The sequence below is a fragment of the Actinomycetospora sp. CA-084318 genome (assembly GCF_050955885.1).
GTDB lineage: Bacteria > Actinomycetota > Actinomycetes > Mycobacteriales > Pseudonocardiaceae > Actinomycetospora.
Genome location: NZ_CP192098.1, coordinates 4,483,639 through 4,508,891 on the forward strand (window position 1 = coordinate 4,483,639; position 25,253 = coordinate 4,508,891).

Consider the following 25,253-nt stretch of genomic DNA (forward strand, 5'->3'; position numbering starts at 1 on the left):
GCGCCAGCAACGACGCTTTGCTGCCACGGTGGGGAGGGTCAGCGCTTCGGTGCCTTCCCGCGCCAGGCCAACGACTGCACGTCCAGCGCCCGCACCGTCTCGCCGCCCTCGCGCAGCATCCGCTCCCCCTGCTCGACGGCGTGCGCGAGCTGCTCGGGGTCCAGCCGCCGGAACGCCGCCCCACGACCCCGGCCCAGCACGTCGTACCAGCACCCGCCCACCGCGTCGTCGAGCAGGACCCGGCCGAAGCAGTGGTCGTTGCGGATCACCCAGCCGTCACGACGGGCGGCCGCCGGCAGCTCGGAGCGCACCAGCTCCAGGTAGCGCTCCTCGAGGTCGCTCACCCCACGGGCGTACCCAGGTGCAGCGTCGTCTCCCCGTACACCCGCGGGTCCTCGGCCTCGAGCCCCTCCGGCCAGGCCGGCGTCCGCGTGCGGGAGTCCCGCTCCAGCACCACCAGGGCGTCCGCCGACAGCCACGGCACCAGCAGCCCGAGCACCGCGTCGACCTCGTCCTCGGTCCCCGCGTACGGGGGGTCGACGAACACGAGGTCGACGGTGTCCGTCGGCCGCTTCAGGAACGTCGGCACCGACGCCCGGCGGACCATCGCCCCGGTCAGCCCCGTCGTCCGCACGTTGGTCTGGATGAACCCGCACGCCCGCGGGTCGCGCTCCACGAGCGTCGCGGTCAGCGCACCGCGCGAGAGGGCCTCCAACCCCAGCGCGCCCGACCCGGCGTACAGGTCGAGCACCACCGCGTCCTCCAGCAGGCCACGGGCCGTGAGCAGCGAGAACAGGGCCTCCCGCACCCGGTCCGACGTCGGGCGGACCCCGGTCGGCGGCACCTGGATCCGCTGCCCGCCCGCCGTTCCCGCCACGATGCGACTCACCGCTGCACCACCCTCACGTCTCGAAGCACCGCACCTCGACCGTCCCCGGCGCCAGCACCGCCGAGCGGTACACGATCCCGCCCCCGGCCCGCCCCGCCCGGTGCTGCGCCACCACGGGCGTCCCCGGCGGCAGGTCGGGGCCGAACTCGACGTCGGCCGTGGCCGGCGACGGCACGGGGGCCGGCATGCCGCCGGCCGCGAGCCAGGCGCGCGCCGGGCCGTCGTCGAGCGCGACCCGGAACGCGACGAGCCCGTCGATGCCCTGCTCCCGCCGCAGCGGGCCGACCGGAGCCGGAGGCACCGGCAGCGCGCAGAACCCGGCTGCGGACGAGACCTCGGCGGCGGTCGGCGACGCCGTGACCCCGCGGTCGAGCTCGACGTCGCGCGCCACCCACCGGCCGACGAGCACCGCTGCCACCACCGTGAGCACCAGCGCGACCACGCCCGCCGTCAGGAACAGCGCCCACCTAGCCAAGCACCACGACCAGGTCCCCGCCCTCCACCTGCTGCACCCGTCCGAGCGCGAGGCGCGTGACCGTTCCCGACGACGGCGCGGTGATGGCGGCCTCCATCTTCATCGCCTCGATGGTGGCCACGGTGTCGCCGGCGGACACGGTGTCGCCCTCGGCGACCTGCAGCGTCACGACGCCGGCGAACGGCGCGGCCACGTGGTTCGGGTCGGAGCGGTCGGCCTTCTCGGCGACCTTGACGTCGGTGTCCACGGCCCGGTCGCGGACCTGCAGCGGCCGCAGCTGCCCGTTGAGCGACATCAGCACGGTGCGCATCGCGCGCTCGTCGGGCTCGGAGATCGCCTCCAGCTCGATGAGCAGCTGCACGCCCGGCTCGAGGTCGACGGCGTACTCGCGCTCGCTGCGCAGGCCGTAGAAGAACTCCTGGCTGCGCAGCACCGAGGTGTCGCCGTAGGACGTCCGGTGCTCGCGGAAGTCCTTCGTCGGGCCGGGGAAGAGCAGCTCGTTGAGCGTGCCGGCGCGGTCGGCCTCGAGGCCCTTGCGCTGGTCGTCGGTCAGCTCCGCGACGCCGGGCCGCTCGGTCCGGCCCTCCAGCGCGCGGGTGCGCAGGGGCTCGGGCCAGCCGCCGGGCGGGTCGCCGAGCTCGCCGCGCAGGAACCCGATGACCGAGTCGGGGATGTCGAAGCGCGACGGGTCGGCCTCGAAGTCCTTCGGGTCCACCCCGGCGCCGACGAAGTGCAGCGCGAGGTCGCCGACCACCTTCGACGACGGCGTGACCTTCACCAGGTGCCCGAGCATCCGGTCGGCGGCCGCATAGGCGTCCTCGACCTGCTCGAACCGGTCGCCGAGGCCGAGCGCGACCGCCTGGGTGCGCAGGTTCGACAGCTGCCCGCCGGGGATCTCGTGGGTGTAGACGCGGCCGGTCGGCGACGCGAGGCCCGACTCGAACGGCGCGTAGACCTTCCGGACGAGCTCCCAGTACGGCTCGAGCGCGTTGACCGCGTCCAGCGAGAGCCCGGTCTCCCGCTCGCTGTGGTCGGTCGCCGCGACCAGCGCCGAGAGCGAGGGCTGCGAGGTGGTCCCGGCCATCGACGCCACAGCCGCGTCCACGGCGTCCACGCCCGCGTCGATCGCGGCGAGCAGGGTCGCGAGCTGACCGCCCGCGGTGTCGTGGGTGTGCAGGTGGACCGGCAGGTCGAAGCGCTCGCGCAGTGCGCCCACCAGACGACGGGCCGCCGGCGGCCGCAGCAGCCCCGCCATGTCCTTGATGGCCAGGACGTGGGCGCCGGCGTCGACGATCTGCTCGGCCAGGCGCAGGTAGTAGTCGAGGGTGTAGAGGTCCTCGGCCGGGTCCATCAGGTCGCTCGTGTAGCAGAGCGCCACCTCGGCGAGCGCCCCGCCGGAGCTCCGCACCGCGTCGATCGCGGGCCGCATCTGGGACACGTCGTTGAGCGCGTCGAAGATGCGGAAGACGTCGATCCCGACGCGGGCCGCCTCGGCGACGAACGCGTCGGTCACCTCGGTCGGGTAGGGCGTGTAGCCGACGGTGTTCCGCCCCCGCAGCAGCATCTGCAGGCACAGGTTCGGCACCGCCTCGCGCAGCCGCGCCAGCCGCTCCCACGGGTCCTCGGCGAGGAAGCGCAACGCCACGTCGTAGGTGGCGCCGCCCCAGCACTCCAGCGACAGCAGTTCCGGCGCGGTCCGGGCGACGTGCGGTGCGATCTCCACGAGATCCCGCGTGCGCACGCGGGTGGCCAGCAGCGACTGGTGGGCGTCGCGGAACGTCGTGTCGGTGACCGGCACACTCGTCTGCGCCCGCAGCCACGCCGCGAACCCCTCGGGACCGAGTTCACCCAGGCGCTGCCGCGACCCCGCGGGCGGCTCCTGCGTCAGGTCCACCGCCGGCAGCTTGTCCCGCGGGTCGACCAGGTCGGGCACCGGCCCGTGCGGCTTGTTGACCGTGACGTCGGCGAGGTAGGTCATCAGACGGGTCCCGCGGTCGGCGGGCGCCCGGGCGGCCAGCAGCTCCGGGTGCTCGGCGATGAAGCTGGTCGTCACCCGGCCCTCGCGGAAGTCCGGCTCGTCGAGCAGGGCCATGAGGAACGGGATGTTCGTCGAGACCCCGCGGACCCGGAACTCGGCCAGGGCGCGGCGCGCGCGGCGGACCGCCGTCGTGAAGTCCCGTCCACGGCAGGTGACCTTGACCAGCAGCGAGTCGAAGTGCGGGCTGATCCGCGCGCCCGCGAAGGCGGTCCCGCCGTCGAGCCGGACGCCCGATCCCGACGCCGAGCGGTAGGCCGAGATCATCCCGACGTCGGGCCGGAACTCGTTGGCCGGGTCCTCGGTGGTGATCCGGCACTGCAGCGCGAACCCGTGCAGCGACACGGTCTCCTGCGAGAGCCCCAGGTCGGCCAGGGTCTCCCCCGACGCGATCCGCATCTGCGCGCCGACGAGGTCGACGTCGGCGACCTCCTCGGTGACCGTGTGCTCCACCTGGATGCGCGGGTTCATCTCGATGAAGTGGTGGTTGCCGTCGCGGTCGAGCAGGAACTCGACGGTGCCCGCGTTCACGTAGCCGATCGCGGTCGCGAACTTGACCGCATCCGCGCAGATGCGCTCCCGCAGCTCGGGCGACAGGTGCGGCGCCGGCGCGATCTCGACGACCTTCTGGTGGCGCCGCTGCACCGAGCAGTCGCGCTCGAACAGGTGCATGACGTGGCCCTCGGCGTCGGCGAGGATCTGCACCTCGATGTGCCGCGGGTCGATCACCGCCTGCTCGAGGATCACCGTCGCGTCGCCGAACGCCGACGACGCCTCGTTCATCGCGGCCTGCAGCGCGTCCCGGAGGGCCGACTCCTCGCGCACCAGCCGCATGCCGCGACCGCCGCCACCCGCGACCGCCTTCACGAACAGCGGGAAGGTCATCTCCCCGGCCGCGGCGAGCAGCGTGTCGATGTCGTCGGAGGGGTCCGAGGAGTCGAGGACCGGCACCCCGGCCTCCCGCGCCGCCGCGACGGCCCGGTGCTTGTTGCCCGCCATCGCGAGCACCCGCGCGGGCGGGCCGATGAAGGTGATGCCCGCCTCGGCGCACGCCGTCGCGAGCTTCGGGTTCTCCGACAGGAAGCCGTACCCGGGGTAGATCGCGTCCGCGCCCGCCTTCTGCGCCGCGCGGATCATCTCCTCGATCGACAGGTACGCCCGGACCGGGTGGCCCTCCTCGCCGATCAGGTACGCCTCGTCGGCCTTGAGCCGGTGCTCCGACTGGCGGTCCTCGACCGGGAAGACGGCGACGGTGGCGGCACCGAGCTCGTAGGCCGCGCGGAACCCGCGGATGGCGATCTCACCCCGGTTGGCCACGAGAACCTTGCGGAACATCTGGTCGTCCTCCGGGGGAATCGGGGAGATCGTGGGCGGCGCACGCTACCGCGATCGTGGTCCGTCGACGGCTCTTCCGGTACCAAAGAAGGGGACACGAGGAGGGCCGGGACATGCCGGGTAGGTCGACCACGCCGATGCGCCGTTCCGCCGTGCCCTGGCTCTACGGCATCGCGGTGCTGCTGACCGTGCTCTCCCCGCTCGTGTTCCTCGGCGTCTGGGTCGCCGACGGCACGCTCGAGGGGTTCGGCACGGCCCTGCTCGCGGCGGTGGCCGACCTGGTGGCCGCGGCGCTCGCCGCGATCGTCGCCACGGTGCTGGCCGCGCAGCGCGGCGTCCGCCGCGTGCGCACCGTCGTCCTCGGTCATCCCGACGGCCGGTCGGGCCGGCTCTCCGAGCACCGCGCGGCCCGGTGGGCGCTCGCCCGGGACCGGTTCGCCGCCCTGCAGCGCGACTACGCCGCCTTCGAGTCCGACCCGCGCGCGGTCGCCGCCCGGCCCGCGCTCGTGGACGTGTCGGTGCCCGCCACCGAGGCGTTCGTCGAGGCGCTCGGCGACGCGCACATGCTGCTGACGCCGACCGAGCCGGGCGAACCGCACCGCCAGGAGTTCGTCACCGCCGTCGACCGGGCCGTCGCGGCGTGGGACGAGGCCCGCCGGGTCGCCGACGACCTCGCCGCCCGGCGTGCCCCGGCGCCGCCCGTCCCGCCGCGCCCCCTCGAGACGCGGGCGCCCGGCGCGGCCGCGCCCGCGGACGAGTACGCCGCGGTCGCCGAGGCCGTGAAGCAGGCGGCCGCCCGGGGCATGCGGGACCTCCGGGGTCGGCTGCGCGCCTGAGGTGGGGCGGCCCGCGATGGCACATCGCTGACGTCAGGCGTGCGGACGGCGCCACTCACGCACGGCCCGCGATCGTCGATGTCCCGGTACTCCCACTCGATGCGTGCAGCGCGCCATCGTCGACGTCAGATATGACGCATCCTGACGTCGCACATGCGGACGGCGCCACTCACGCACGGCCCGCGATCGCCCGGATCGCCGCCGCGGTCTCGTGCGGCCGGTCCTCCTGCAGGTAGTGCCCGGCTCCCGGGACCACGACGACGTCCGCGCCCGGCAGCGTCGCCGCACTGATCCCGGGGGCGCCGCCCTCGAGCGCGGTGGCGGGGACGGCGAGCGGCCCCGGGTCGAGGCGGTTGCGGGCGGCGTCGCGGGGCAGCGCGCGGTACCGGCCCATCGCCGCGTCGTAGCGCCCCGGTGCGGAATAGGCGCGCACCGCGTCGTCGAGCGACCCCGACGCCACCACCGCCGGGTCCCCGACGAACCCCGCGAGCACCTCCCGCTCGTGGCCCGCCACCTCGGCCGCGAGCCGCCCGGGCGGGGCGGCGGCGAACGCGGCGACGTGCGGCGGGGCGAGCTCCTCCAGACCGCGTCCGGGCACGCCGCCGCCGGAGAGCACGAGGTGCCGCACCTGGTCGGGGCGTGACCGCGCCCAGGCGTACGCGGGCATGGCGCCCATGTCGTGGCCCACCACGACGGCCGGTCCCACCCCGAGGGCCGTCACGAGCCCGGCGAGGTCCCCGGCGAGCGCCCGGGCGTCGGGGTCCGGGACGGGGCCGAACCCGGAGCAGCCCGCACCGCGCAGGTCGGGGACCAGCACCCGGTGGTCGGCGGCGAGGTCGAGCGCCGCCGTCCGCCAGGTCCGCCAGGTCTCCGGGAATCCGTGCAGGAGGACGACGGGCGGCGCCTCCGGTGGGCCCCCGACCACGGCGTGCAGCCGGACCGCCCCGGTCTCGACGACCACCGGCGCGAGCCCCGGCACGTCGGCGCCGCACCGGGTGCTCCCGGACGCCGGCACCGGCGCCACCAGCACGAGCAGGACCGCGACCACGAGAGCGCGTCGGAGGAGGTCCACCGGAGGAGGGTGACCGTTCACGGACCGGTCGATGACGCGGCCCGTCGGGCGGATCCGCCGTCGGGCGCACACACGACCCGTCCGTCGCCGGAGCACTGCGGTGGGTGACGGTGTGAACTGGACAACATCACACGATCAGACCCGACTGAGACCCCGACCGACCGGACACCCTGTTATCGACGGCAACAGCCGTTCCGCGAGACCTTCGGTGCCCGGAGCTGGGGAGCGTCCGTTCACCGAACAAGGCCCGGGGTTCCCATCGGGGTGGGGGCCCCGGGCCACTCTCGTCTCCGGGGTCAGACCACCCGGCGTGCGCCCACCGCGTTCTTCTCGATCTTCGACAGCGGCGTGTACTTCACGTCCTGGCCGCTGGTCGGCGCCTCGATCACCTTGCCGTCGCCGACGTACATCACGACGTGGCTGACCGGGCTGTAGAGGAAGATCAGGTCGCCCGGCTGCAGGTCGTCCATCGAGACCTTCTCGCCGACCTTGGACTGCGCGGCCGACGTGCGGGGCAGGTCCTTGCCGGCCTTCTCGAACGCGTACTGCATGAGGCCGGAGCAGTCGAAGGCGTTCGGGCCCGTGGCGCCCCAGACGTAGGGCTTGCCGAGCCGGGACTCGGCCGCCTCGATGGCGTCGGCCGCCATCTGCTGGCCGGCGGAGAGCTTCGGCGCGGCGGCGGGCGCCGGCGCCGCGGCCATCGCCTGGCGGGCGCTGGCCGCAACGGTCTTGTACTGCGGGGCCGCCTGCGCGACGGCAGGGGCGACGACCGGCATCACGGCGGTGATCGCCGCGGGGGCCTGCTGGGCCGCGGCCGGCAGCGTCATGCTGCTGGCGGCGAGGTTCGTCGGCAGGGCGAACTCGCCGGTGGCCGCGGGCTCGTCGGCCGTCGGGATGAGGCCGTGTGCGGCGGCGCCGCCGGCCCCCGCGAGCGCGCCGAGCGCGGCCAGCGACAGACCGGCGGTGCGGGCGGCCCGGTCGAGGGGACGCTCCTGCGGGGCGGGACGGCGGGTGCGGTGCTGGTCGCGGGTCCGGGGGTCGCCGGCGGGTGCACCGTGGGCGGCACGACCGCTCATGGTGGCCGGGATGGGACCGAGGGACCCCGTGGTGGCCGCGTCCGGAGCGCGGTGACGTCCGTTCGGGTCGCGCACGGGCGGCAGCACTGCGGTCATCCGTCGTCTCCACGCCCGACGGCGACCGGCCGGGGCGCGGGGCGACCCGATCCGTGCCGGTCGCTGCTGGGGAGTGCAGCGGACCGACGATCTCCGTCCCGTCCTGGACGTCGTGCGCTCCGGGGAGGCCGCCGGACGGGAACCGGGCGAAGCGGCCGAGCGCATCGGTGCGCTGTTGCGAACCGACCGCCAGACCGTAACCGAACCGTGACCCCCGGCGGCCACAGGGGCGCTGCGTGTCGCGCCCGGAGGTCGCCCGCGCGCGCCGATCGGCTACTTCCCGGTACTGCACGGTCACGCGGCGTCGGCTGCGGCGAACGGCGGATCAGAGCTTGTCGAGGAACGTCGCGCCCTCGTCGCCCACCACGCCGCGGACGAGCCCGGCCAGGCGCGGGTGGTGGGCCAGCGTGGGGTCCTCGGCGAGCAGGGTGCGGGCGACCTCCCGCGCCTCGGTGATCTCCTCGAGGTGCCGACGCACCGAGAGGAACCGCAGCGTCTTCCGGCGGCCGGCCTGCTCGGTGCCCAGCACGTCGCCCTCGCTGCGCAACTCCAGGTCGAGGTCGGCCATGGCGAAGCCGTCGTGGATCTCGGCGATCCGCTGCAGGCGCTCCATCGAGGGTCCCTCGAGCTCGGAGACCAGGAAGCACGACGACGCCGTGTCGCCGCGACCGACCCGGCCGCGGAGCTGGTGCAGCTGGGAGACCCCGAACCGCTCGGCGTCGAGGACGACGATCACCGTCGCGTTCGGGACGTCCACGCCCACCTCGATCACCGTGGTCGAGACGAGCACGTCGACGTCGCCCGCCGAGAAGCGACGCATCACGTCGTCCTTCTCCTCGGCGGGGAGCCGTCCGTGGAGCACCTCGAGGCGCAGCCGCGCCAACGGTCCGGTGGCGAGCAGCTCCGCGACCTCGAGCGCCGCGAGCGGCGGGCGCCGCTCCGAGCCGTCCGCACCGCCGCCCTCCTCCTCCTCGCTCGCCGGCCCGTCGTCGCCGATGCGGGGGCAGACGACGTAGGCCTGGTGCCCGGCGTCCACCTCCTCGCGGACCCGCTCCCACACCCGCGCGAGCCACTTCGGCCGCCCGCCGGGCACCGCGTGCGTGTCGATCGGCTTGCGCCCGGCGGGCAGCTCGTCGAGCACCGAGTTCTCGAGATCGCCGTACACGGTGAGCGCCACGGTCCGCGGGATCGGCGTGGCCGTCATGACGAGCAGGTGCGGCGCGGTCTCCCCCGGCCGCGAGCGGAGCTCGTCGCGCTGCCGGACCCCGAAGCGGTGCTGCTCGTCGACGACGAGCAGCCCGAGGTCGGCGAACCCGACCTTCTCCTGGATCACCGCGTGCGTGCCGATGACGATGCCGGCCACTCCCGACTGGACGTCGAGCAGCGCCTGCTTGCGCTCCTTCGCCCCGAGCGACCCGGTGAGGAGCACGACCTGCGTGGCCCGCTCGTCGGGGTCGAGCTCGACCGGCTCGTCGGCGTCCGCGCCGAACAGGCCGGCGGGCCCGGAGCCGCGGCCGAGCGGCCCGAGCATCGCCCGCAGCGACCGCGCGTGCTGGGCGGCGAGCACCTCGGTGGGGGCGAGCAGCACCGCCTGCCGGCCCGCGTCGACGACCTGCAGCATCGCCCGCAGCGCGACGACGGTCTTGCCCGACCCGACGTCGCCCTGGAGCAGCCGGTTGAGCGGCGTGGTGCCCGCCAACGCCTTCGCGAGCTCGGCGCCGACGCGACGCTGGCCACCGGTGAGCTCGAAGGGCAGCCGGGCGTCGAACGCCGCAGCCAGGCCGTCGTCGGTGCGGGGGCAGGCGGGCGCGGGCCGGGTGGCCGCGGTCAGCCGCTCGCCCTGCAGTGCCAGCTGCAGCCCGAGGGCCTCGTCCCAGGTGAGCCGGCGCATCGCGGGCTTCGCGGCCTCGAGCGTCGCCGGGAGGTGGATGTCCCGCAGGGCCCGCCCGAGGTCGATCAGCCCGTGCCGCTCGCGGACCTCCGCCGGCACGGGGTCGATCGGGTCGTCGAACACCTCGAGGGTCTGCCGCACCGCGGCCAGCAGCTCCCAGGTCTGCACGTCCTTGGTGGCGGGGTAGATGGGCGTGACCGGGGGCAGCTTGATCGACTCGTCGTCGGGATCGGTCGCGTCGTCGCCCGTGCTGATCCGCATCGCCCGGGGCGAGCCCAGCTGCCAGCGGTCGCGGAACGTCTCGAGTTTCCCGGCGAAGAAGGCGCGGCTGCCGACCGGCATCGTGCGCACCCGCCACGGCTGGTTGAAGAACGTGACCGAGAGCTCGAGGGCCCCCGCGGCCACCGTCATCGTCGTGATGTGCAGCTGCTTGCCGCCGCCCCGGCGGAACTTGCGCTCGCCCCGGGCGCTACGCACCTCGGCGATGACGTTGACGTGGTCGCCCACCTTCAGATCGCGGGGATCGACCTTGTCGAGGTCGTTCATGGACTCGTAGCGGCGCGGCAGGTGGCGCAGCAGATCGCCGACGGTGTGCATGTCGAGGTGCTTGCGCAGCACCGAGGCCGAGCGTCCCCCGATCGCCTCGGCGAGGGGCGAGTCCATGTGCACCACGGGCGCCAGCGTGCCACCCGGGTCCGACAGCGTCCGGCGGGCTCGGCTACCCTGGTGACCTGCCACGCGGTGGAGACTCCCGCGTGCTCCGGTGTCGTTGAGGTCGAGAGGTGTTCGAAGTGGCTGCGGTGTGCGACGTGTGCGCGAAGGGCCCCGGTTTCGGGAAGTCGGTCTCGCACTCCCACCGCCGGACCAACCGCCGGTGGAACCCGAACGTGCAGACCGTGCACGCCCGGACCGCGGGTGGCAACCGGCAGCGCCTGAACGTCTGTACCTCCTGCCTCAAGGCGGGCAAGGTCAGCCGCGCCTGACGCCCACGCGCCCGCGGTCGGGCCCGGTACGCCTCGGCGTGCCGGGCCCGACTGCTGTCCGGGGTCGGGCCGCGCCCGGCCCGCTCAGCCCTGCTCGGTGAGGTCGTCGAACTCCCCGTCGCGCACGCCGAGCACGAAGGCCTCGACCTCCGCGCGCGTGTAGTGCAGCACCGGTCCCCCGGCGTCGCCGCTGGCGCGGACGAGCAGGCCGCCGTCGGGGTGGCGGGCCGTCTCCAGGCCCGACCCGCTCGGGGTCCAGGTGGCGGTCGGACAGGTCATGAGGGCCCCCCGGGGTCGCGCGATCCGCCTCACGCACATCCGTTCCGTCCTTGCGCCTGCACCGTACGTACGTGAGGATCGAGCGGTCGTCGCGGCCGCGGCGCAGCGACGAGCGGAGGGCACGGTGAGCCGACCGGAGCAGCCCGGCGACGAACCGCGTCTCCCACGCGCCCAGCGCACGGTGCACCGGCGGTCCGCCCCGGTCCCCCTGCGCGTGGTGTCGCAGCGACTCCCGGTCGGGACCGCCGTGGTCGACCCGCCGTCGGCCCCGGTCCCCACGGCCGTCGCGGGGATGCCCGCGACCGGCGCCGTCGCCACGCTGCAGCAGGCTCCGCTGCCCTCCCCCGAGGTCGTCGGCCTGCCCGTGCGCGCCAACCGGGCCCCTGTCCTCGACGGCCGTCGGCCCCTCTCCCGGCTGCTCGCGCTGATCCGTTCCCGACGACGGGTCGGGGCCGGTCGGCACCGTCCCGACACCATCCCGAGCCGGGGCTGGAGCATGTTCGCGCCGCAGCGCCGCAGCCGGCGCCGCTTCGGCGTCCGTCGCTAGGTCGCCGGCCGGTCGGGACCGGTCAGGGCAGGCGCCAGTCCACCGGTTCGTCGCCCAGTTCCTCCAGGAACTCGTTCACGCGGCTGAACGGGCGGGAGCCGAAGAAGCCCCCGGCGGCCGACATCGGGCTCGGGTGCGCCGACTCCACCGTCGGGACGTCCTCCCCGAGCAGTGGCACCAGCGACCGGGCGTCCCGGCCCCAGAGGATCGCGACGAGCGGGGCGTCGATGCGCTCGACGAGCGCGGTGATCGCCTGCTCGGTGACCTTCTCCCAGCCCTTGTTGCGGTGCGACCCGGGCGCGCCCGGCGCGACGGTGAGGACCCGGTTGAGCAGCAGCACGCCCTGGTCGGCCCACGGCGTCAGGTCCCCGCTCGAGGGCGGCGGGTGGCCGAGGTCCTCGGTGTACTCCTTGTAGATGTTCTGCAGGCTCTTCGGCAGCGGCCGGACGTCCGGGGCGACCGAGAAGGAGAGGCCGACCGCGTGCCCCGGCGTCGGGTACGGGTCCTGCCCGACGACGAGCACCCGCACCTGCTCGAACGGCTGCTGGAAGGCCCGCAGGACGTTCTTCCCGGCGGGCAGGTAGGTGCGCCCGGCCGCCACCTCGGCGCGCAGGAAGTCGCCCATGGTGGCGATGGTGTCGGCCACGGGCTCGAGGGCGTCCGCCCAGCCGGCCTCGACGGTCTCGGACAGCGGGCGGGCCATCAGGCGGTCCTGCGCGGGGCGGGGAGCGGCACGTCCCGCACGCTAGCCGCGCGCGACGGGCCGGTCCCCGAGGGGGTCGGGGGCCCGTCCCGCGTCCAGGTCCTGGGTGAAGCAGGTGCTGTCGGCCTCGGCGCGGTGCACCCCGAAGTTGGGCATCGGGCGGTACCCGCGGCGCCGGTAGAGCGCCTCGGCCTCGGGCTGGCGGGTACCGGTCTCGAGCACCGTCCGACGACAGCCCGCCGCGGCGGCGGTGCGCTCGAGTTCGTCGAGCAGGGCGAGCGCGACGCCGCGGCGCCGGTGGGAGGGGTCGACCCACATCCGCTTGATCTCGGCGTCGAGCGGGCGGAGCACCTCGCGATCGGCGACCGGGATCGCCTCGGCGGTCAGCCGCCGCCACCCGCCGCAGCAGACCGGCCCGGCGTCGGGCAGGACCCCGAGCAGGAACAGCCCGCGCGGCGGCGCGAACTCGGCCGGGTCGACGGGGGTGCGGTCGATCCCGCCGTAGCGCTCGCGGTAGAAGGCCTGGACGGCGTCGATGAACCGGACGCTGGCCGGGTCGTCGTACGCGGCCACCGTGAACGAGAGTTCCGCGTTCCCCACCCGGCCGATGATCCCGGATCCGGGCAGCATGCCCGACGTGGGACGACCGGTCGGGGTCTGCTGGGACATCGACGGCACGCTGCTGCGCGGCGGGCGGGTGGGCGGGGACGTGCTGCGCGACGCGTTCCTCGCCGTCGCCGGGCGCGAGCCCCCGCCCGTACCGATGGGCGGGATGACCGACCACCTGGTCGCCGAGGCGTTCCGCGACGGGCTGCCCGCGGACGAGGCCGCGGAGCTGCTCGCCCGCGGTGCCGACTACACCGACGCGATGATCGCGGCCATCGGGGCGCAGTGGCGCGGCCGCGACGCCGCGCTCGCGGAGAGCCTCACGGTCCTGCCCGGGGTGCGGGAGGCGGTCCGGCTGCTCGCGGCGGAACCCGGCGTGGACCAGATCGTGCTCACCGGCAACGTGCGGGCCGGGGCCGAGCTCAAGCTCACGGTGGCCGGGCTGCACCCGGGCGCGTTCGACCTCGACGACGGCGTCTACGGGCACGTCCGCGGGCCGCGGTCGGCGCTGGTCCACGAGGCCCGGGCCGCGCTCGAGCGCCGGCACGGCCGGGAGGTGGGGCTCGTCGTCGTGGGGGACACGCCGCGCGACGTCGAGGCCGCGCACGCGGCGGGGGCGGTCGCCGTCGGGGTGGCCACCGGGGCGGCGTCGCTCGACGACCTCCTCGCCGCCGGCGCCGACCACGTCAGCCCGGACCTCTCCGACCCGACCGCTCTGGTGGCGGTGGTGCGCGCGGCGGGTGAGGATCCGGGAGCAACCCGAGGGGATGTGTGACGCCCATGAGCACCACCACCACCGCAGCGAGCGGCACCGCCACGGCGCTCGCCCGCGACTTCGCCGCCGTCCTGCCCGAGACCTGCGTGATCACCGACGAGGTGGGCCTGCGCAGCTACGAGTGCGACGGGTTGACCGGCTTCCGCCAGGTCCCCGCCGTCGTCGTGCTGCCGCGCGACACCGAGGAGGTCGCCGCCTGCGTGCGGATCTGCGCCCGGCACCGGGTGCCCTTCGTGGCCCGCGGCGCGGGGACGGGGTTGTCCGGGGGTGCGCTCCCGGTCGCCGACGGCGTCGTCATCTCGCTGCAGAAGCTGCGGCGCATCCTGGAGATCGACGTCGAGAACCGGCGCGCGGTCCTCGAGCCCGGGGTCTTCAACCTGGACATCTCCCGCGCCGCCGGGCCGCACGGGCTCTACTACGCGCCCGACCCGTCGAGCCAGCAGGTCTGCACCATCGGCGGCAACGTCGCCGAGAACTCCGGCGGCGCGCACTGCCTCAAGTACGGGTTCACGACGAACCACGTGCTCGAGATGGAGGTGGTCCTCGCCGACGGCAGCGTCGTCACCCTCGGCGGCCCCACCGCGGAGCAGGCCGGTCCCGACCTGCGCGGGGTCTTCCTCGGCTCCGAGGGCACCCTCGGCATCTGCACGAAGGTCACCGTCCGGCTGCTACGCAAGCCCGAGGCGGTCCGCACCGTGCTCGCCGACTTCCCGTCGGTCGAGGCCGCGGGCGAGACCGTCGGGGCGATCGTCGACGCGGCCATCGTGCCCGCCGCCGTCGAGATGATGGACTCGCTCGCGATGGAGGCCGCGGAGGCCGCCGTCGGCGCGGGCTACACCGTCGAGTCGCCCTCCGCTCTGATCATCGAGCTCGACGGCCCCGCCGAGGAGTGCGACGAGCAGTTCGCCGAGATCACGCGGATCTGCGAGGAGCGCGGGTCGACCCGCATCCACGTGGCCGACAGCGCCGACGAGCGCGCCCGGGTGTGGAAAGGGCGCAAGGCCGCCTTCGCCGCCGTCGGGCGGATCAGCCCCGACTACATCGTCCAGGACGGCGTCGTCCCGCGGACCCGCCTGGCCGAGGTGCTCGCCCAGATCGCGACGATGGGCTCCGAGGTCGGCCTGCGGGTGGCCAACGTGTTCCACGCGGGCGACGGCAACCTGCACCCGCTGGTGCTCTACTCGGAGGCCGCCGGGGAGCACGACAAGGCCGAGGACCTCTCCAGCCGGATCGCCGAGCTCTGCGTCGAGCTCGGCGGGTCGCTCTCCGGCGAGCACGGCATCGGCGCCGACAAGGCCTGCTCGATGGGCCGCATGTTCACCGACGACGACCTCGCGGTGATGCAGCGCGTGCGCACGGGCTTCGACGCGGCCGGCCTCTGCAACCCCGGCAAGATCTTCCCGACGCCGAGGCTCTGCGGCGAGCGTCCGGGCCCGTTCCGCCCCCACCCCCTGGAAGAGGCCGGAGTGATCAGCCGACTGTGAGCACCACATCGCTCTCCCCGGGCTCCCTGGTCGAGCTGCGCGACGCGGTCCGCGACGCCCCCGGGCCCGTGGTGGCCACCGGCGCGGGCACCGCCGCGGACTGGGGTGGCGCCGTCACCGCCGACGCCACCGCCGTCTCGGTCGGCGGGCTGTCCGGCGTGATCGCCCACAACCCGGGGGACATGACCGTGTCCGTCGGCGCGGGCACGCCGCTGTCGGAGCTGCAGGCGACGCTCGCGGAGTCCGGTCAGCGGGTCGCCTTCGACGCCGCGCGCGTGTCGCGCGGCGCCACCGTCGGGGGCCTCTTCGCGACGGCGGACGCGGGCCCGCTGGCCCTCGGGTTCGGCTCGCTGCGCGACCTCGTCATCGGGGTCACCGTCGTGCTGGCCGACGGCACCGTGGCCCGGTCCGGCGGGCACGTCATCAAGAACGTCGCCGGCTACGACCTCGCCAAGCTGCTCCACGGGGCGTACGGGACCTTCGGGGTGGTCGCCGAGATCGTGCTGCGCCTGCACCCGGTGCCCGCCGCCACCCGCACCGTGGCCCTCCCGGTCGCCGACCTCGCCGCGCTGCCCGCCGCGGGCCGGGCGGTCACCGACACCCCGGTCGAGGCCGGCGCACTGGAGGTCGTCGACGGGCGCCTGCTCGCCCTGCTCGAGGGCACCGAGGCGGGGGTCGAGGGCCGCGCCGCGCGGCTCGTCGACCTGCTCGGCGGGGGCGCCGAGGTCCTCTCCCCCGCCGACGCCGACGCCGCGTGGGACGCCCACCGCGCCGCGGTCGACCGGCGGCCCGACGACGCCGCGGTCGTGCGGGTCGGCGTGGCCCCGACCCGGCTCGGTGACCTGCTCGCCGGGCTCGTCGACCTCGGCGGCACCCACGTGACCGCCGCGCCCGCCACCGGCGTGGCCACCCTGTCGGTCCCGGCCGACCCGAGCGTCGTGGAGACCGTGCACGCCCGCGTCGCCGCGCTCGGCGGCACCTCGACGCTGCGCGCCCGTCCGGCCGGCGCCGCGGTGCCCGCGTGGGGGCCCGCCCCGACGAGCGCCGTGGTGCTCCGGTCCGTCGCCGCCGCCTTCGACCCCGACCAGCGCCTCGGCCGCGGCCGACTCGCCCCCTGGCTGCCCGTCCCGACAGGAGCGTCCGCGTGACCAGCACGCCCACCACCGGCCCCGCCGGCCCCGGTCCCGACTTCACCTCGCAGCGCGGGGAGAACGCCCCCGGACCGGAACGCACCGACGCCCTCGCCGCCGCGTCGCACGGCAGCTTCGACGACCACCACCCGCCCGCGCAGGAGCTGCTCGACGACTGCGTGCACTGCGGGTTCTGCCTGCCCACCTGCCCCACCTACGCGCTGTGGGGCGAGGAGATGGACTCGCCGCGCGGGCGCATCTACCTGATGGAGATGGCGAAGAAGGGCGAGATCCCGCTCGAGGGCGCCTTCACCACCCACATCGACCGGTGCCTCGGCTGCATGGCCTGCGTGACGGCGTGCCCCTCGGGCGTGCAGTACGACCGGCTGCTCGAGGCCACCCGCCCGCAGATCGAGCGGCACGTCCCGCGCAGCCGCGCCGACCGGCTGTTCCGCGAGGCGATCTTCACGCTGTTCCCCTACCGGCGGCGGCTCCGGGCAGCCTCGCTCGGCGGCGCGCTGTACCAGAAGCTGCGCCCGAAGCGGATGGACGCCCTGCTCGCGAAGCTGCCGAGGCGCTTCGAGCGGCTCGTCGCGATGGAGTCGCTGCTCCCGCCGGTGAGCGTGCGCGACGCCTTCGCCCGCACGCCCGCCGTCACACCCGCCCGCACCACCTCCGAGCACCCCGCGCGTCGCGGTCGCATCGGGATGCTCACCGGCTGCGTGCAGGACGTGTTCTTCCACCAGGTCAACCTGGCCACCACGCGGGTGCTCGCGGCCGAGGGCTACGACGTCGTCGCGCCGCGCGAGCAGGCGTGCTGCGGCGCGCTCGGGCTGCACGCGGGGCGCGAGGAGGAGTCGATCCGGCGCGCGAAGGACCTCATCGCCGTGTTCGAGCAGGCCGACGTCGACGTCATCGCGGTGAACGTCGCCGGGTGCGGGTCCTCGATGAAGGAGTACGGCGAGCTGCTCGCCGACGACCCGGCCTGGAAGCAGCGTGCGGAGGAGTTCTCCGGCAAGGTCCGCGACGTCTCCGAGGTGCTCGCGGACGCCCTCGCCGAGTCCCGGGCCCCGCGGCACCGGGTCGACGCGACCGTCGTCTACCACGACGCCTGTCACCTCGGGCACGCCCAGAAGATCCGCCAGCAGCCCCGCGACGTGCTCCGGTCCGTCCCGGGCGTGGAGCTCGTCGAGCTGCCCGAGGCGGAGATCTGCTGCGGGTCGGCCGGGATCTACAACATGCTCCAGCCGGAGGCGGCCGGGGACCTGGGCCGGCGCAAGGCGGACAACATCCGGGGCACCGGCGCGGACCTGTTGGTCACCGCCAACCCCGGGTGCCTGCTGCAGATCCGCAAGTACCTCGAGGGGGACCTGCCGATGCTGCACCCGATCCAGCTGATCGACGCCTCGATCCGGGGGGTGCGCCCGCCGGGGATGTAGGTGGCCTTCGGCCCTGTGTGCACTAATCCGTGCTGGGGCACGGATTAGTACTCACAGGTGTTCACCTCCAGTGCCGCCACCCCGGGTCGCCGGCACCGCCCCAGCGGTCGGCGTCGACGGTGACGCCGACCCCGAGGCGGCAGTCGGCGAACACCGTCCACCCCTCCGGGACCATCGACTCGTCGGGGAAGCAGGCGACCAGCGAGTGGTCCTCGCCGCCGGTGAGGGCCCACCGCAGGGCGTCCCCACCGAGCGCGGACGCCACGTCGCGCAGCTTGTCCGCGACCGGCACGAGCTCCGAACGGATGTCGATCCGCACCCGGGAGGCCTCCGCGACGTGCGTGAGGTCGGCGAGCAGCCCGTCCGAGGTGTCGATCATCGCGCTCGCGCCCGCCCGCGCGGCCACCGGACCGGCGGCGATCGGCGGGCGCGGCGTCCGGTGCGCGGCGACCATCGCCAGCGGCGACCGGAACCCGCGCCGCAGCACCTCCATGCCGGCCGCCGACCAGCCCAGCACCCCGCACACGGCGACGACGTGACCCACCTTCGCGCCCGAGCGGCGGACCGGGTCGCGCCCCTCGAGGTCACCCAGGGCCGTGATCGTCACCACGATCTGGTCGGCCGAGACCGTGTCCCCGCCCACCACGCCGACCCCGGCCTCGGCGGCCGCGTCCCAGATGCCCGCGGCCAGGCCCTCGACGACGTCGGTCGGCGTCGAGGCGGGGCAGGCCAGCGACAGCAGGAGCCCGGTCGGGACGGCGCCCATCGCGGCGACGTCGGCGAGGTTCGCGGCGACCGCCTTGCGGCCCACCTGCTCGGGCGCCGACCAGTCCAGACGGAAGTGCACCCCCTGCACCAGGGTGTCCACGGTGGCCACCACCCGACCGTCCGGGGCCGCCACGACCGCGGCGTCGTCACCCGGGCCGAGCAGCGTCCCGTCCGGCTGGGGCCGCCCGGCGGTGATCCGGTCGATCACCCCGAACTCCCCCAGGTCGGACACGTGCCCGCCGGACGGTGCCCGCGCGGGGCTCCGTTGTGGCGCATCTCCCGACCGGCTCACCCGTCTGCTCCCTGCGGTACGTTCCGTCGCGTCGTGACATCCGTGTGCACCCCGCCCGAGCCCCGAGCGGGTGCGCCCGCTCCCCGAGGAGGCCCGTTCGTGGTCCAGGCCTACATCCTGATCCAGACCGAGGTGGGCCGCGCCGCCGCGGTCGCGTCGGACGTGGCCGGGATCGACGGCGTCTCCCGGGCGGAGGACGTGACCGGCCCCTACGACGTGATCGTGCACGTGGACTCCAACGACGACGCGGCCCTGTCGGACACCATCACGGCCGTGCAGAAGGTGCCGGGCATCACCCGCACGCTGACCTGCTCGGTCGTCGGCTCCCCCGCCTGACCCCGGCGGTGGCGCGTACCCGGGCACCGGAGCTCGACCGCCGACTCCCCCGCATCGTGCTGGGGGTGGCCCTGGCGCTGCCGGTGCTGCTGGTCGTCGGGGTCCTGATCGCCTCGCAGGTCCTCGGTCGGCAGACCGACCCCGATCCGGACACCGGACCGCTGGCGCTCGCCGCCGTGCCGGTCCCCGCGGCGGCCTCGGCCGACTGCTCGCGCCTGCTCTCCGGGCTCCCGCAGGAGATCAACACCGGCGACGGGCTGCTGCCGCGCCGGGTCCTGGCCGACCCGGTCCCGGCGGGCACCGTGGCGTGGGGCGGGGAGAAGCAGGCCTCGGGCCGCCCCGAGGACCAGCCGGTGGTGCTGCGCTGCGGGCTGCCCACCCCGCCGGAGCTCGGCCCGACGAGCCCGCTGCTCGACGTCGACGGCGTGGACTGGCTGCGGATCCCGGGTACCGGGGCCACCACCTGGGTCACGGTGGACCGCGCGATCTTCGTCGGGCTCACGCTCCCCGACGGGATCGGCAGCGGCGCCATCCAGGACGTCTCGCGCGGCGTCAAGATCACGCTGGTCAGCCGGGACACCGAGCCGCCGGACCCCACGACCGTGCCGGCGACGCCGACCCGCTGATCAGCGCACCCCGGTGCCGCCGGCGAGGGCGGAGTCCACGAGCGTGGTGAGCAGCGTCGGGTAGTCGACGCCGGTGGTGGCCCACATCCGCGGGTAGAGCGACGTCGCGGTGAAGCCGGGCATGGTGTTCAGCTCGTTGACCAGCACCCGGCCGTCGTCGGTGACGAAGAAGTCGACGCGCGCGAGGCCGGCGCAGTCCATCGTCCGGAAGACCCGCACCGCCTGCTCGCGGACCGCCTCGGCCAGGGCGTCGTCGAGCTTGGCGGGGACGTCGAGCTCGCAGGCGTCGTCGAGGTACTTGGTGTCGAAGTCGTACCAGTCGGCCTCGCCGGTCAGCCGGATTTCGGCCGGCACGCTCGCCTCGACCCGGCCGTCGGGGAACTGGAGCACGCCGCACTCGATCTCGCGGCCGGCGATCCCCGCCTCGATCAGCACCTTCGGGTCGCTCCGCCGGGCGAACGCGACCGCGGCGGGCACGTCCGCCCAGGCCGTGACCCGCGAGATCCCCACCGAGGACCCGGCGCGGGACGGCTTGACGAACACGGGCAGGCCGAGGCGCTCGCGCTCGGCGGGTCCCAGGTCGGTCGCGGTCCGGTCGAGCGCGACGGCGTCGCCCGTGGCCAGGCCCGCGTCGCGCAGGATGCGCTTGGTGACGACCTTGTCCATCGACGCCGCGCTCGCGCAGACACCGGCCCCGACGTAGGGGATCCCGGCGGTCTCGAGGAGCCCCTGGATCTCGCCGTCCTCGCCCGCGGGCCCGTGCAGGACCGGGAAGACGACGTCGACCGTCGCCACGGTCTCGCCGCGCCGGCCGTCGGCGAGGCTGATCAGCTCGCGGCGGGTGGGGTCGGGCAGCAGCGCGACCGGCTCGCCCGACGCCAGGGTCACGCCGGGCAGCTCGCGCCCGTGCAGGCGCCACGGGGAGGTGTCGTCGCCGACGGCGAGCCAGACGCCCTCCGGGGTGATCCCGACGGGCACGACGTCGAACCGGTCCCGGTCGAGGTTGTCGAGGATGCCGCCCGCGGAGACGCAGGAGACGGCGTGCTCCCCCGACCGCCCGCCGAACAGGACCAGCAACGTCGGGCGTTCCGTCCCCATGGCGCCGCACCCTACGCGCGCCCCACCGCCGCCCCGGCCAGCACGCCCCGGACCCGCTCCAGGGCCACCACGAGCTCCGCCCGCCGCGGGGCGGCCCACCCGACGAGCACCCCGGACCAGTCCGTCGGCCCGTCGTCGAGGTGGTGCGCGGCCAGCCCGTCGACCCGCACCCCCGTGCCGGCGAGGGCCCCGACGACCTCGCGCTCGACGGCGGCCGACGCCAGCGGGACCACCAGGTGCGCTCCCGCCCGGTCGCCCAGGACCTCGCGCCCCGCCGCCCGGACCACGTCGACGACGAGCCCGCGCCGCACCGCGAGCTCGCGCCGCAGGCGCGTGAGGTGCCGACCCAACCCGCCGTCGTGCACCCACGCCGCGAACACCTGCTGGCCCGCGGGGGCCGGCCTCGTCCCGGTCGCGCGGCGGCGGTCGAGCAGGTCGGCCGTGAGCGCAGGCGGCGCGACGAGCCAGCCGACACCGAGGTCCGGCGTCGCGATCTTGCCCGCCGTCCCGAGGTGCACGACGACGTCGGGGCCGAGCGCCGCGAGGACCGGCAGCGGTGCGACGTCGTAGCGCAGCTCCCCGTCGTAGTCGTCCTCGACCAGCACGAACCCCTCCGCCCGGGCCCGCTCGACGAGCGCCGTCCGCCGCGCGACGGGCAGCCGCCCGCCAAGCGGGTACTGGTGCGCCGGGGTCACGTAGACCAGGTCGAGGCCTGCCGGGAGGTTCCCGACGAGGCCCTCCGCGTCGACCGCGAGGGCGGTCACCTCCGCCCCGGCGGCGCGCAGCACGCCCGCGGCGCGGCGGTAGCCGGGGTTCTCCAGTCCGGCCCGGACCGGCCGCCCGAGCCGCCGGGTGAGCAGCGCGACGAGCTCGGTGAGACCCGCCGTCGTGCCGGCGGTGGCGAGGACGTCGGCCCCGACGAGCCCGCGGTGGCGCAGCAGGTGCTCGGCCACCGCCGCGCGGAAGACGGGCACGCCGGCGTACTCCGGGCGCGCCGCGGGGTCCAGGTCGCCGGCGCGGCGCCACGCCCGCCGCCAGGACGCCGGGTCGAGCACCTCGAGGCACGGCGAGCCGGGGCGCAGGTCGGTGGCCGCACCACCTCCACATGGCAGGAGAGCGTCGTTGCTGTCACCGGGCGACAGCAACGACGCTTTGCTGCCAGGAGAGGAGGGAGGGGCCGCCAGCACGAACGTCCCCGACCCGTGGCGGGCGCCCAGCCACCCCTCGGCGACGAGCTGGTCGTAGGCGGCGGCGGTGACGGTCCGGCTCACCCCGAGCTCGCGGGCGAGCACCCGCGTCGCCGGGACGCGCTCGCCGACCCGGAGTCGGCCGTCGAGCGCCGCCGCCCGCAGGCCGTCCGCGACCTGCACCGCCAGCGGGGTCGGCGCGGACCGGTCGAGCGCGACGAGCACGAGTGGCCTCCCGGACCGTCGTGGAAGTGGCCCTCGCAGGATGCCACCGGCGGGGCGACGATCGTCCGCATGCTCTCCCCCACGCCTCGCACGCAGCTGCGCCGCAAACGCGACCGGCAGCAGGACGACCCCACCTCGCTGCACGCGATCCTGGACGAGGCCCTCGTCTGCCACCTGGGCGTCGTCGACCCGGACGGGGCCCCGCTCGTGCTGCCGACCATGCACGCCCGGGTCGGCGACCTGGTCTACGTGCACGGCTCGAGCGGCGCCGCGACTCTCGCCCGGGACCGGGAGGTCTGCCTCACCGTGACCCTGCTCGACGGTCTGGTGCTCGCCCGCTCGGTGTTCGCGCACTCCGCCAACTACCGCAGCGCCGTCGTCCGGGGACGGGCCCGTCGGGTGACCGACCCGGACGAGCACCTGCTGGCGCTCGAGGCCATCGTCGAGCATTTGACGCCCGGGCAGTGGTCACACGCGCGCCGCCCCGACCGGAAGGAGAGTGCCGCGACCGCGGTGCTGGCGCTGGACCTGCAGGAGGCGAGCGTCAAGGTGCGGCAGGGCCCGCCGGGCGACCCCGGGCTCGTGGCCGAGGGCGACACCCGCTGGGCGGGCATCCTGCCGGTGCACACGGTGCTCGGCGAGCCCGAGACCTGCCCGGCGCTGCCGCCGGACACCCCCGTACCCGCGCACGTGGCGGGCCGGGTGGGCTGACGGCGGACTAGGGGTGCACGCGCGCCCGGAGCTGCACGGTGGTGCCGTGCCGACCGGACAGGACGGTCGCGCGGGTGAGGGTGTGCATGAGGGGCAGCCCGCGGCCGCGCCAGCCGCACCCGGTCGAGCGGCGCCAGGCGCCGTCGTCGGAGATGGTGACGACGAGGTCGCGGCCGCCCGCCAGCGGCGGGGACACCGCCGCCCACAGCCGCATCTCACCCGGGCCGGGCGCCGTCGAGTAGGCGTGGTCGACCACGTTGGCGAGGGCCTCGTAGACCGCGAGCGCGAGGTCGTCCGCGGTGTCCGGGTCGGCCCACGTGCGCACCCAGGTGCGGAAGGTGCGGCGGATCGCCGACGCGTTCGGTCGGTCCGCCGGGGCGGTCCGCTCGAGGGTGACCACCGGGCGGTCGGCGGTCACGCGGGGCGGCGGCCCCATGCGCTGCAGCACGTCCACGAGACCGGGAGTTCCTCGGACGGCCCGACACGAAACGCACCCGCCCGGGCGGAACCGCTCACTCCGGCTTGCGCGAGCGGTTGATGAGTTCGTCGCCCACGTCACGCGCCGACACGGTGCCTGCACACACCCGGCGGACGGCGTCCACGATCGGGGTGTCGACCCCGTGCGTACGGGCCAGCTCGCCGATCGCCTCGCAGGACTTGACGCCCTCGGCGACCTGGCCGTGGTTGGCCTCCTCGGCCTCGGCCACCGACATGCCGCGGCCCAGCGACTCGCCGAACCGGCGGTTGCGCGAGAGCGGGGACGAGCAGGTGGCCACGAGGTCGCCCATGCCGGCGAGCCCGGCCAGGGTCAGCGCCTCGCCGCCGAGCGCCACCGTGAGGCGCGAGATCTCGGCGAGCCCCCGGGTGATCAGCGAGGCGGTCGTGTTGTCGCCGTAGCCCTGCCCGGAGGCCATGCCGCAGGCGAGCGCGATGACGTTCTTGCACGCGCCGCCGAGCTCGCAGCCGATGACGTCGACGTTGGTGTAGGGCTTGAAGTAGCCGGTGGAGCACTCGTGCTGCACCGCCACCGCCCGGTCGTGGTCCGAGCAGGCGACGACGGTGGCCGTGGGCTGCTCGGCGGCGATCTCGCCGGCGAGGTTCGGCCCGGAGAGCACCGCGATCCGGTCCGGGGCGACCCGGCCCGCGTCCGCGATGACCTCGCTCATCCGCTTGAGCGTGCCCATCTCGACGCCCTTGGCGAGGCTGACCACGGTGGCGCCGCGCGGCAGGTGGTCGGCCCAGTCCTGCAGGTGCCCGCGCAGCCGCTGGGCGGGGATCGCCAGCACCACGGTGGTCACGCCGTCGAGGGCGGCCTCGGCGTCGTGCGTGGCGCGCAGCGCCGAGGGCAGCTTGATGTCGGGCAGGTACTCCGGGTTGACGTGGTCGGCGGTGATCGCGTCCGCCACCTCCTGGCGCCGCGCCCAGAGCGTGACGTCCGTGCCCGCGTCCGCGAGCACCTTGGCGAACGTCGTCCCCCACGACCCCGCCCCGAGGACCGCGTAGCGGCTCATGCCGCGTCCCCCGCCGGCCGGACCTCGCCCCGGACGTCCTCGAGCAGCGCCCCGACCGCGGTCATCATCCGCTCCGTCGTCTCCTTCATCAGTTTCGCGCCGGGCGGGCGGTCGCCGACCCGGGCGCGCAGGTCGTCCATCGGCAGCGGCTCGCCCGCGCGCACGGTGATCGTGGTGCCGAACGGGGAGGGCCGGAACCGCCTGCGGTAGTGGTCGTAGACCGAGAGCGTGCCCCAGTGCACCACCGGGATCACCGGGACGTCGTGCAGCAGGGCCAGCCGCGCGGCGCCCGAGCGCGCCTCCATCGGCCAGCCCGCCGCGTCCCGGGTGATGGTGCCCTCGGGGTAGATCACGACGACGCCGTCGTCGGCGAGGGCCGCCTCCGCGGCCGCGAGGCTCGCCCCGGCGTCGCGGGAGCCGCGCGCGACCGGGATCTGCCGGGAGCCGGCCATGATCCGACCGAAGACCGGCACCCGCCAGAGCGAGTCCTTGGCGAGGAACCGCGGCACCCGGCGCGCGCGGTGCACGAAGACCGCGGTGTACACCGGGTCGAGGTAGGAGATGTGGTTGCTGACCAGCAGCGCGGGCCCCTCGGCCGGCACCTGCTCGAGCCCGACCATCCGGCGTCGCGCCAGCCACCACGTCAACGGGTAGAAGACCAGCGCGGCCAGGAACACCCACGGGCCCCCCGGCTCCCGACGACGCCGGGCCACGTCCCGCGGCATCGGCGCCGGGGTCGTGGGAGAACCGTCTGCGATCGCCACCCGGGCCCGCCTCCTCGCACCGTCACGTCGGAGCGCCGGGAGCGGCCCCGGCACGCTGCGGCGTGAGTCTCCCGTGACCGGTGA

At 75.4% G+C, this 25,253-nt stretch carries 26 protein-coding genes; 10 read left to right on the forward strand and 16 right to left on the reverse strand.

The annotated features are described in order from the left end of the window. Nucleotides 1-38 precede the first annotated feature (38 nt). The 4 genes from ACQPYX_RS21960 to ACQPYX_RS21975 are packed head-to-tail and all read right to left on the reverse strand — an operon-like array spanning nt 39 to nt 4,734. Nucleotides 39-344 (reverse strand): hypothetical protein, encoded by a 306-nt coding sequence (locus tag ACQPYX_RS21960; RefSeq protein ID WP_433799397.1) that lies wholly within the window; start codon nt 342-344, stop codon nt 39-41. Beyond that, nucleotides 341-889: a 16S rRNA (guanine(966)-N(2))-methyltransferase RsmD gene (gene rsmD, locus ACQPYX_RS21965; protein ID WP_433799398.1), complete on the reverse strand. Its 549-nt coding sequence runs from the start codon at nt 887-889 to the stop codon at nt 341-343. Before rsmD ends, ACQPYX_RS21960 begins: the two co-directional genes overlap by 4 nt. A gap of 13 nt (nt 890-902) precedes the next feature. Next, nucleotides 903-1,364, reverse strand: coding sequence for a hypothetical protein (locus ACQPYX_RS21970; protein ID WP_433799399.1), 462 nt, complete (start codon nt 1,362-1,364; stop codon nt 903-905). Continuing rightward, nucleotides 1,357-4,734 (reverse strand): pyruvate carboxylase, encoded by a 3,378-nt coding sequence (locus ACQPYX_RS21975; RefSeq protein WP_433799400.1) that lies wholly within the window; start codon nt 4,732-4,734, stop codon nt 1,357-1,359. The genes ACQPYX_RS21970 and ACQPYX_RS21975 overlap by 8 nt, the downstream gene beginning before the upstream one ends. 113 nt (nt 4,735-4,847) lie before the next feature. Between ACQPYX_RS21975 and ACQPYX_RS21980 the strand changes: the two genes are divergently transcribed. Beyond that, the gene (locus ACQPYX_RS21980; RefSeq protein WP_433799401.1) at nt 4,848-5,570 is read left to right on the forward strand and encodes a hypothetical protein; all 723 of its coding nucleotides are present in this window, start codon (nt 4,848-4,850) and stop codon (nt 5,568-5,570) included. Nucleotides 5,571-5,739: 169 nt separating this feature from the next. On the opposite strand, the gene ACQPYX_RS21985 is transcribed toward ACQPYX_RS21980, so the two are convergent. The 3 genes from ACQPYX_RS21985 to ACQPYX_RS21995 form a co-directional block, all read right to left on the reverse strand. Further along, nucleotides 5,740-6,642, reverse strand: a complete 903-nt coding sequence (locus ACQPYX_RS21985; RefSeq protein ID WP_433799402.1) for an alpha/beta fold hydrolase — start codon at nt 6,640-6,642, stop codon at nt 5,740-5,742. Between the two features lie 296 nt (nt 6,643-6,938). Continuing rightward, entirely contained in the window at nt 6,939-7,718 is a 780-nt protein-coding gene (locus tag ACQPYX_RS21990; RefSeq protein WP_433799403.1) for a C40 family peptidase, read from the reverse strand. A gap of 421 nt (nt 7,719-8,139) precedes the next feature. Next, entirely contained in the window at nt 8,140-10,368 is a 2,229-nt protein-coding gene (locus ACQPYX_RS21995) for an ATP-dependent DNA helicase RecG (RefSeq protein WP_433803783.1), read from the reverse strand. Between the two features lie 128 nt (nt 10,369-10,496). Here ACQPYX_RS21995 and rpmB point away from each other — a divergent pair, with 128 nt between their 5' ends. Beyond that, nucleotides 10,497-10,688 carry a 50S ribosomal protein L28 gene (gene rpmB, locus ACQPYX_RS22000; RefSeq protein ID WP_433803784.1) on the forward strand — a complete coding sequence of 64 codons (192 nt, stop codon included), beginning with the start codon at nt 10,497-10,499 and terminating at the stop codon, nt 10,686-10,688. An 84-nt stretch (nt 10,689-10,772) separates the two neighbouring features. On the opposite strand, the gene ACQPYX_RS22005 is transcribed toward rpmB, so the two are convergent. Further along, nucleotides 10,773-10,967, reverse strand: a complete 195-nt coding sequence (locus tag ACQPYX_RS22005; protein ID WP_433799404.1) for a DUF397 domain-containing protein — start codon at nt 10,965-10,967, stop codon at nt 10,773-10,775. Nucleotides 10,968-11,091: 124 nt separating this feature from the next. Here ACQPYX_RS22005 and ACQPYX_RS22010 point away from each other — a divergent pair, with 124 nt between their 5' ends. Further along, a complete protein-coding gene (locus tag ACQPYX_RS22010; RefSeq protein ID WP_433799405.1) occupies nt 11,092-11,514 on the forward strand; it encodes a hypothetical protein in 423 nt (140 codons plus the stop codon). 22 nt (nt 11,515-11,536) lie between these two features. On the opposite strand, the gene ACQPYX_RS22015 is transcribed toward ACQPYX_RS22010, so the two are convergent. Next, entirely contained in the window at nt 11,537-12,220 is a 684-nt protein-coding gene (locus ACQPYX_RS22015; RefSeq protein ID WP_433803785.1) for a uracil-DNA glycosylase, read from the reverse strand. Between the two features lie 39 nt (nt 12,221-12,259). Further along, a complete protein-coding gene (locus ACQPYX_RS22020) occupies nt 12,260-12,886 on the reverse strand; it encodes a GNAT family N-acetyltransferase (protein ID WP_433799406.1) in 627 nt (208 codons plus the stop codon). Between ACQPYX_RS22020 and ACQPYX_RS22025 the strand changes: the two genes are divergently transcribed. From ACQPYX_RS22025 to ACQPYX_RS22040, 4 genes are read left to right on the forward strand one after another with little or no spacing between them, the layout of a single operon-like run. Continuing rightward, nucleotides 12,855-13,598: an HAD family hydrolase gene (locus ACQPYX_RS22025; RefSeq protein WP_433799407.1), complete on the forward strand. Its 744-nt coding sequence runs from the start codon at nt 12,855-12,857 to the stop codon at nt 13,596-13,598. The two genes, ACQPYX_RS22020 and ACQPYX_RS22025, sit on opposite strands and share 32 nt — an antisense overlap. A gap of 5 nt (nt 13,599-13,603) precedes the next feature. Continuing rightward, entirely contained in the window at nt 13,604-15,082 is a 1,479-nt protein-coding gene (locus ACQPYX_RS22030) for an FAD-binding oxidoreductase (RefSeq protein ID WP_433799408.1), read from the forward strand. Then, a complete protein-coding gene (locus tag ACQPYX_RS22035) occupies nt 15,079-16,230 on the forward strand; it encodes an FAD-binding oxidoreductase (protein ID WP_433799409.1) in 1,152 nt (383 codons plus the stop codon). Before ACQPYX_RS22030 ends, ACQPYX_RS22035 begins: the two co-directional genes overlap by 4 nt. Then, nucleotides 16,227-17,651 carry a (Fe-S)-binding protein gene (locus ACQPYX_RS22040; protein ID WP_433799410.1) on the forward strand — a complete coding sequence of 475 codons (1,425 nt, stop codon included), beginning with the start codon at nt 16,227-16,229 and terminating at the stop codon, nt 17,649-17,651. Before ACQPYX_RS22035 ends, ACQPYX_RS22040 begins: the two co-directional genes overlap by 4 nt. A gap of 61 nt (nt 17,652-17,712) precedes the next feature. Here the strand turns inward: ACQPYX_RS22040 and ACQPYX_RS22045 are convergent, their stop codons facing one another. Next, entirely contained in the window at nt 17,713-18,651 is a 939-nt protein-coding gene (locus tag ACQPYX_RS22045) for a thiamine-phosphate kinase (protein ID WP_433799411.1), read from the reverse strand. A 159-nt stretch (nt 18,652-18,810) separates the two neighbouring features. Between ACQPYX_RS22045 and ACQPYX_RS22050 the strand changes: the two genes are divergently transcribed. Together ACQPYX_RS22050 and ACQPYX_RS22055 are read left to right on the forward strand one after the other, a co-directional pair. Next, nucleotides 18,811-19,047 (forward strand): Lrp/AsnC ligand binding domain-containing protein, encoded by a 237-nt coding sequence (locus ACQPYX_RS22050; RefSeq protein WP_433799412.1) that lies wholly within the window; start codon nt 18,811-18,813, stop codon nt 19,045-19,047. A gap of 65 nt (nt 19,048-19,112) precedes the next feature. Then, nucleotides 19,113-19,673, forward strand: coding sequence for a DUF3515 domain-containing protein (locus ACQPYX_RS22055; protein ID WP_433799413.1), 561 nt, complete (start codon nt 19,113-19,115; stop codon nt 19,671-19,673). Here the strand turns inward: ACQPYX_RS22055 and ACQPYX_RS22060 are convergent, their stop codons facing one another. Together ACQPYX_RS22060 and ACQPYX_RS22065 are read right to left on the reverse strand one after the other, a co-directional pair. Further along, nucleotides 19,674-20,771, reverse strand: coding sequence for a D-alanine--D-alanine ligase family protein (locus ACQPYX_RS22060; protein ID WP_433799414.1), 1,098 nt, complete (start codon nt 20,769-20,771; stop codon nt 19,674-19,676). It abuts the gene before it with no gap. 11 nt (nt 20,772-20,782) lie between these two features. After that, nucleotides 20,783-22,183, reverse strand: a complete 1,401-nt coding sequence (locus ACQPYX_RS22065) for a PLP-dependent aminotransferase family protein (protein WP_433799415.1) — start codon at nt 22,181-22,183, stop codon at nt 20,783-20,785. 69 nt (nt 22,184-22,252) lie between these two features. Here ACQPYX_RS22065 and ACQPYX_RS22070 point away from each other — a divergent pair, with 69 nt between their 5' ends. Beyond that, nucleotides 22,253-22,894: a pyridoxamine 5'-phosphate oxidase family protein gene (locus ACQPYX_RS22070; RefSeq protein WP_433799416.1), complete on the forward strand. Its 642-nt coding sequence runs from the start codon at nt 22,253-22,255 to the stop codon at nt 22,892-22,894. A 7-nt stretch (nt 22,895-22,901) separates the two neighbouring features. Here ACQPYX_RS22070 and ACQPYX_RS22075 read toward each other — a convergent pair whose 3' ends face one another. Genes ACQPYX_RS22075 through ACQPYX_RS22085 form a run of 3 tightly spaced genes read right to left on the reverse strand, consistent with a single transcriptional unit; the run spans nt 22,902 to nt 25,169 of the window. Next, a complete protein-coding gene (locus ACQPYX_RS22075) occupies nt 22,902-23,348 on the reverse strand; it encodes an ATP-binding protein (protein ID WP_433799417.1) in 447 nt (148 codons plus the stop codon). Between the two features lie 58 nt (nt 23,349-23,406). Then, entirely contained in the window at nt 23,407-24,405 is a 999-nt protein-coding gene (locus tag ACQPYX_RS22080; protein WP_433799418.1) for an NAD(P)H-dependent glycerol-3-phosphate dehydrogenase, read from the reverse strand. After that, nucleotides 24,402-25,169, reverse strand: a complete 768-nt coding sequence (locus tag ACQPYX_RS22085; protein WP_433799419.1) for a lysophospholipid acyltransferase family protein — start codon at nt 25,167-25,169, stop codon at nt 24,402-24,404. Before ACQPYX_RS22085 ends, ACQPYX_RS22080 begins: the two co-directional genes overlap by 4 nt. Between the last annotated feature and the right edge of the window lie 84 nt (nt 25,170-25,253).

Coding starts and splice junctions, on each gene's coding strand:
- ACQPYX_RS21975 (WP_433799400.1), bottom strand. CDS start 4,734: ATGTTCCGCAAGGTTCTCGTGGCCAACCGGGGTGAGATCGCCATCCGC.
- ACQPYX_RS21980 (WP_433799401.1), top strand. CDS start 4,848: ATGCCGGGTAGGTCGACCACGCCGATGCGCCGTTCCGCCGTGCCCTGG.
- ACQPYX_RS21990 (WP_433799403.1), bottom strand. CDS start 7,718: ATGAGCGGTCGTGCCGCCCACGGTGCACCCGCCGGCGACCCCCGGACC.
- ACQPYX_RS21995 (WP_433803783.1), bottom strand. CDS start 10,368: ATGGACTCGCCCCTCGCCGAGGCGATCGGGGGACGCTCGGCCTCGGTG.
- ACQPYX_RS22005 (WP_433799404.1), bottom strand. CDS start 10,967: ATGACCTGTCCGACCGCCACCTGGACCCCGAGCGGGTCGGGCCTGGAG.
- ACQPYX_RS22020 (WP_433799406.1), bottom strand. CDS start 12,886: ATGTCCCAGCAGACCCCGACCGGTCGTCCCACGTCGGGCATGCTGCCC.
- ACQPYX_RS22030 (WP_433799408.1), top strand. CDS start 13,604: ATGAGCACCACCACCACCGCAGCGAGCGGCACCGCCACGGCGCTCGCC.
- ACQPYX_RS22060 (WP_433799414.1), bottom strand. CDS start 20,771: ATGGGGACGGAACGCCCGACGTTGCTGGTCCTGTTCGGCGGGCGGTCG.
- ACQPYX_RS22070 (WP_433799416.1), top strand. CDS start 22,253: ATGCTCTCCCCCACGCCTCGCACGCAGCTGCGCCGCAAACGCGACCGG.
- ACQPYX_RS22080 (WP_433799418.1), bottom strand. CDS start 24,405: ATGAGCCGCTACGCGGTCCTCGGGGCGGGGTCGTGGGGGACGACGTTC.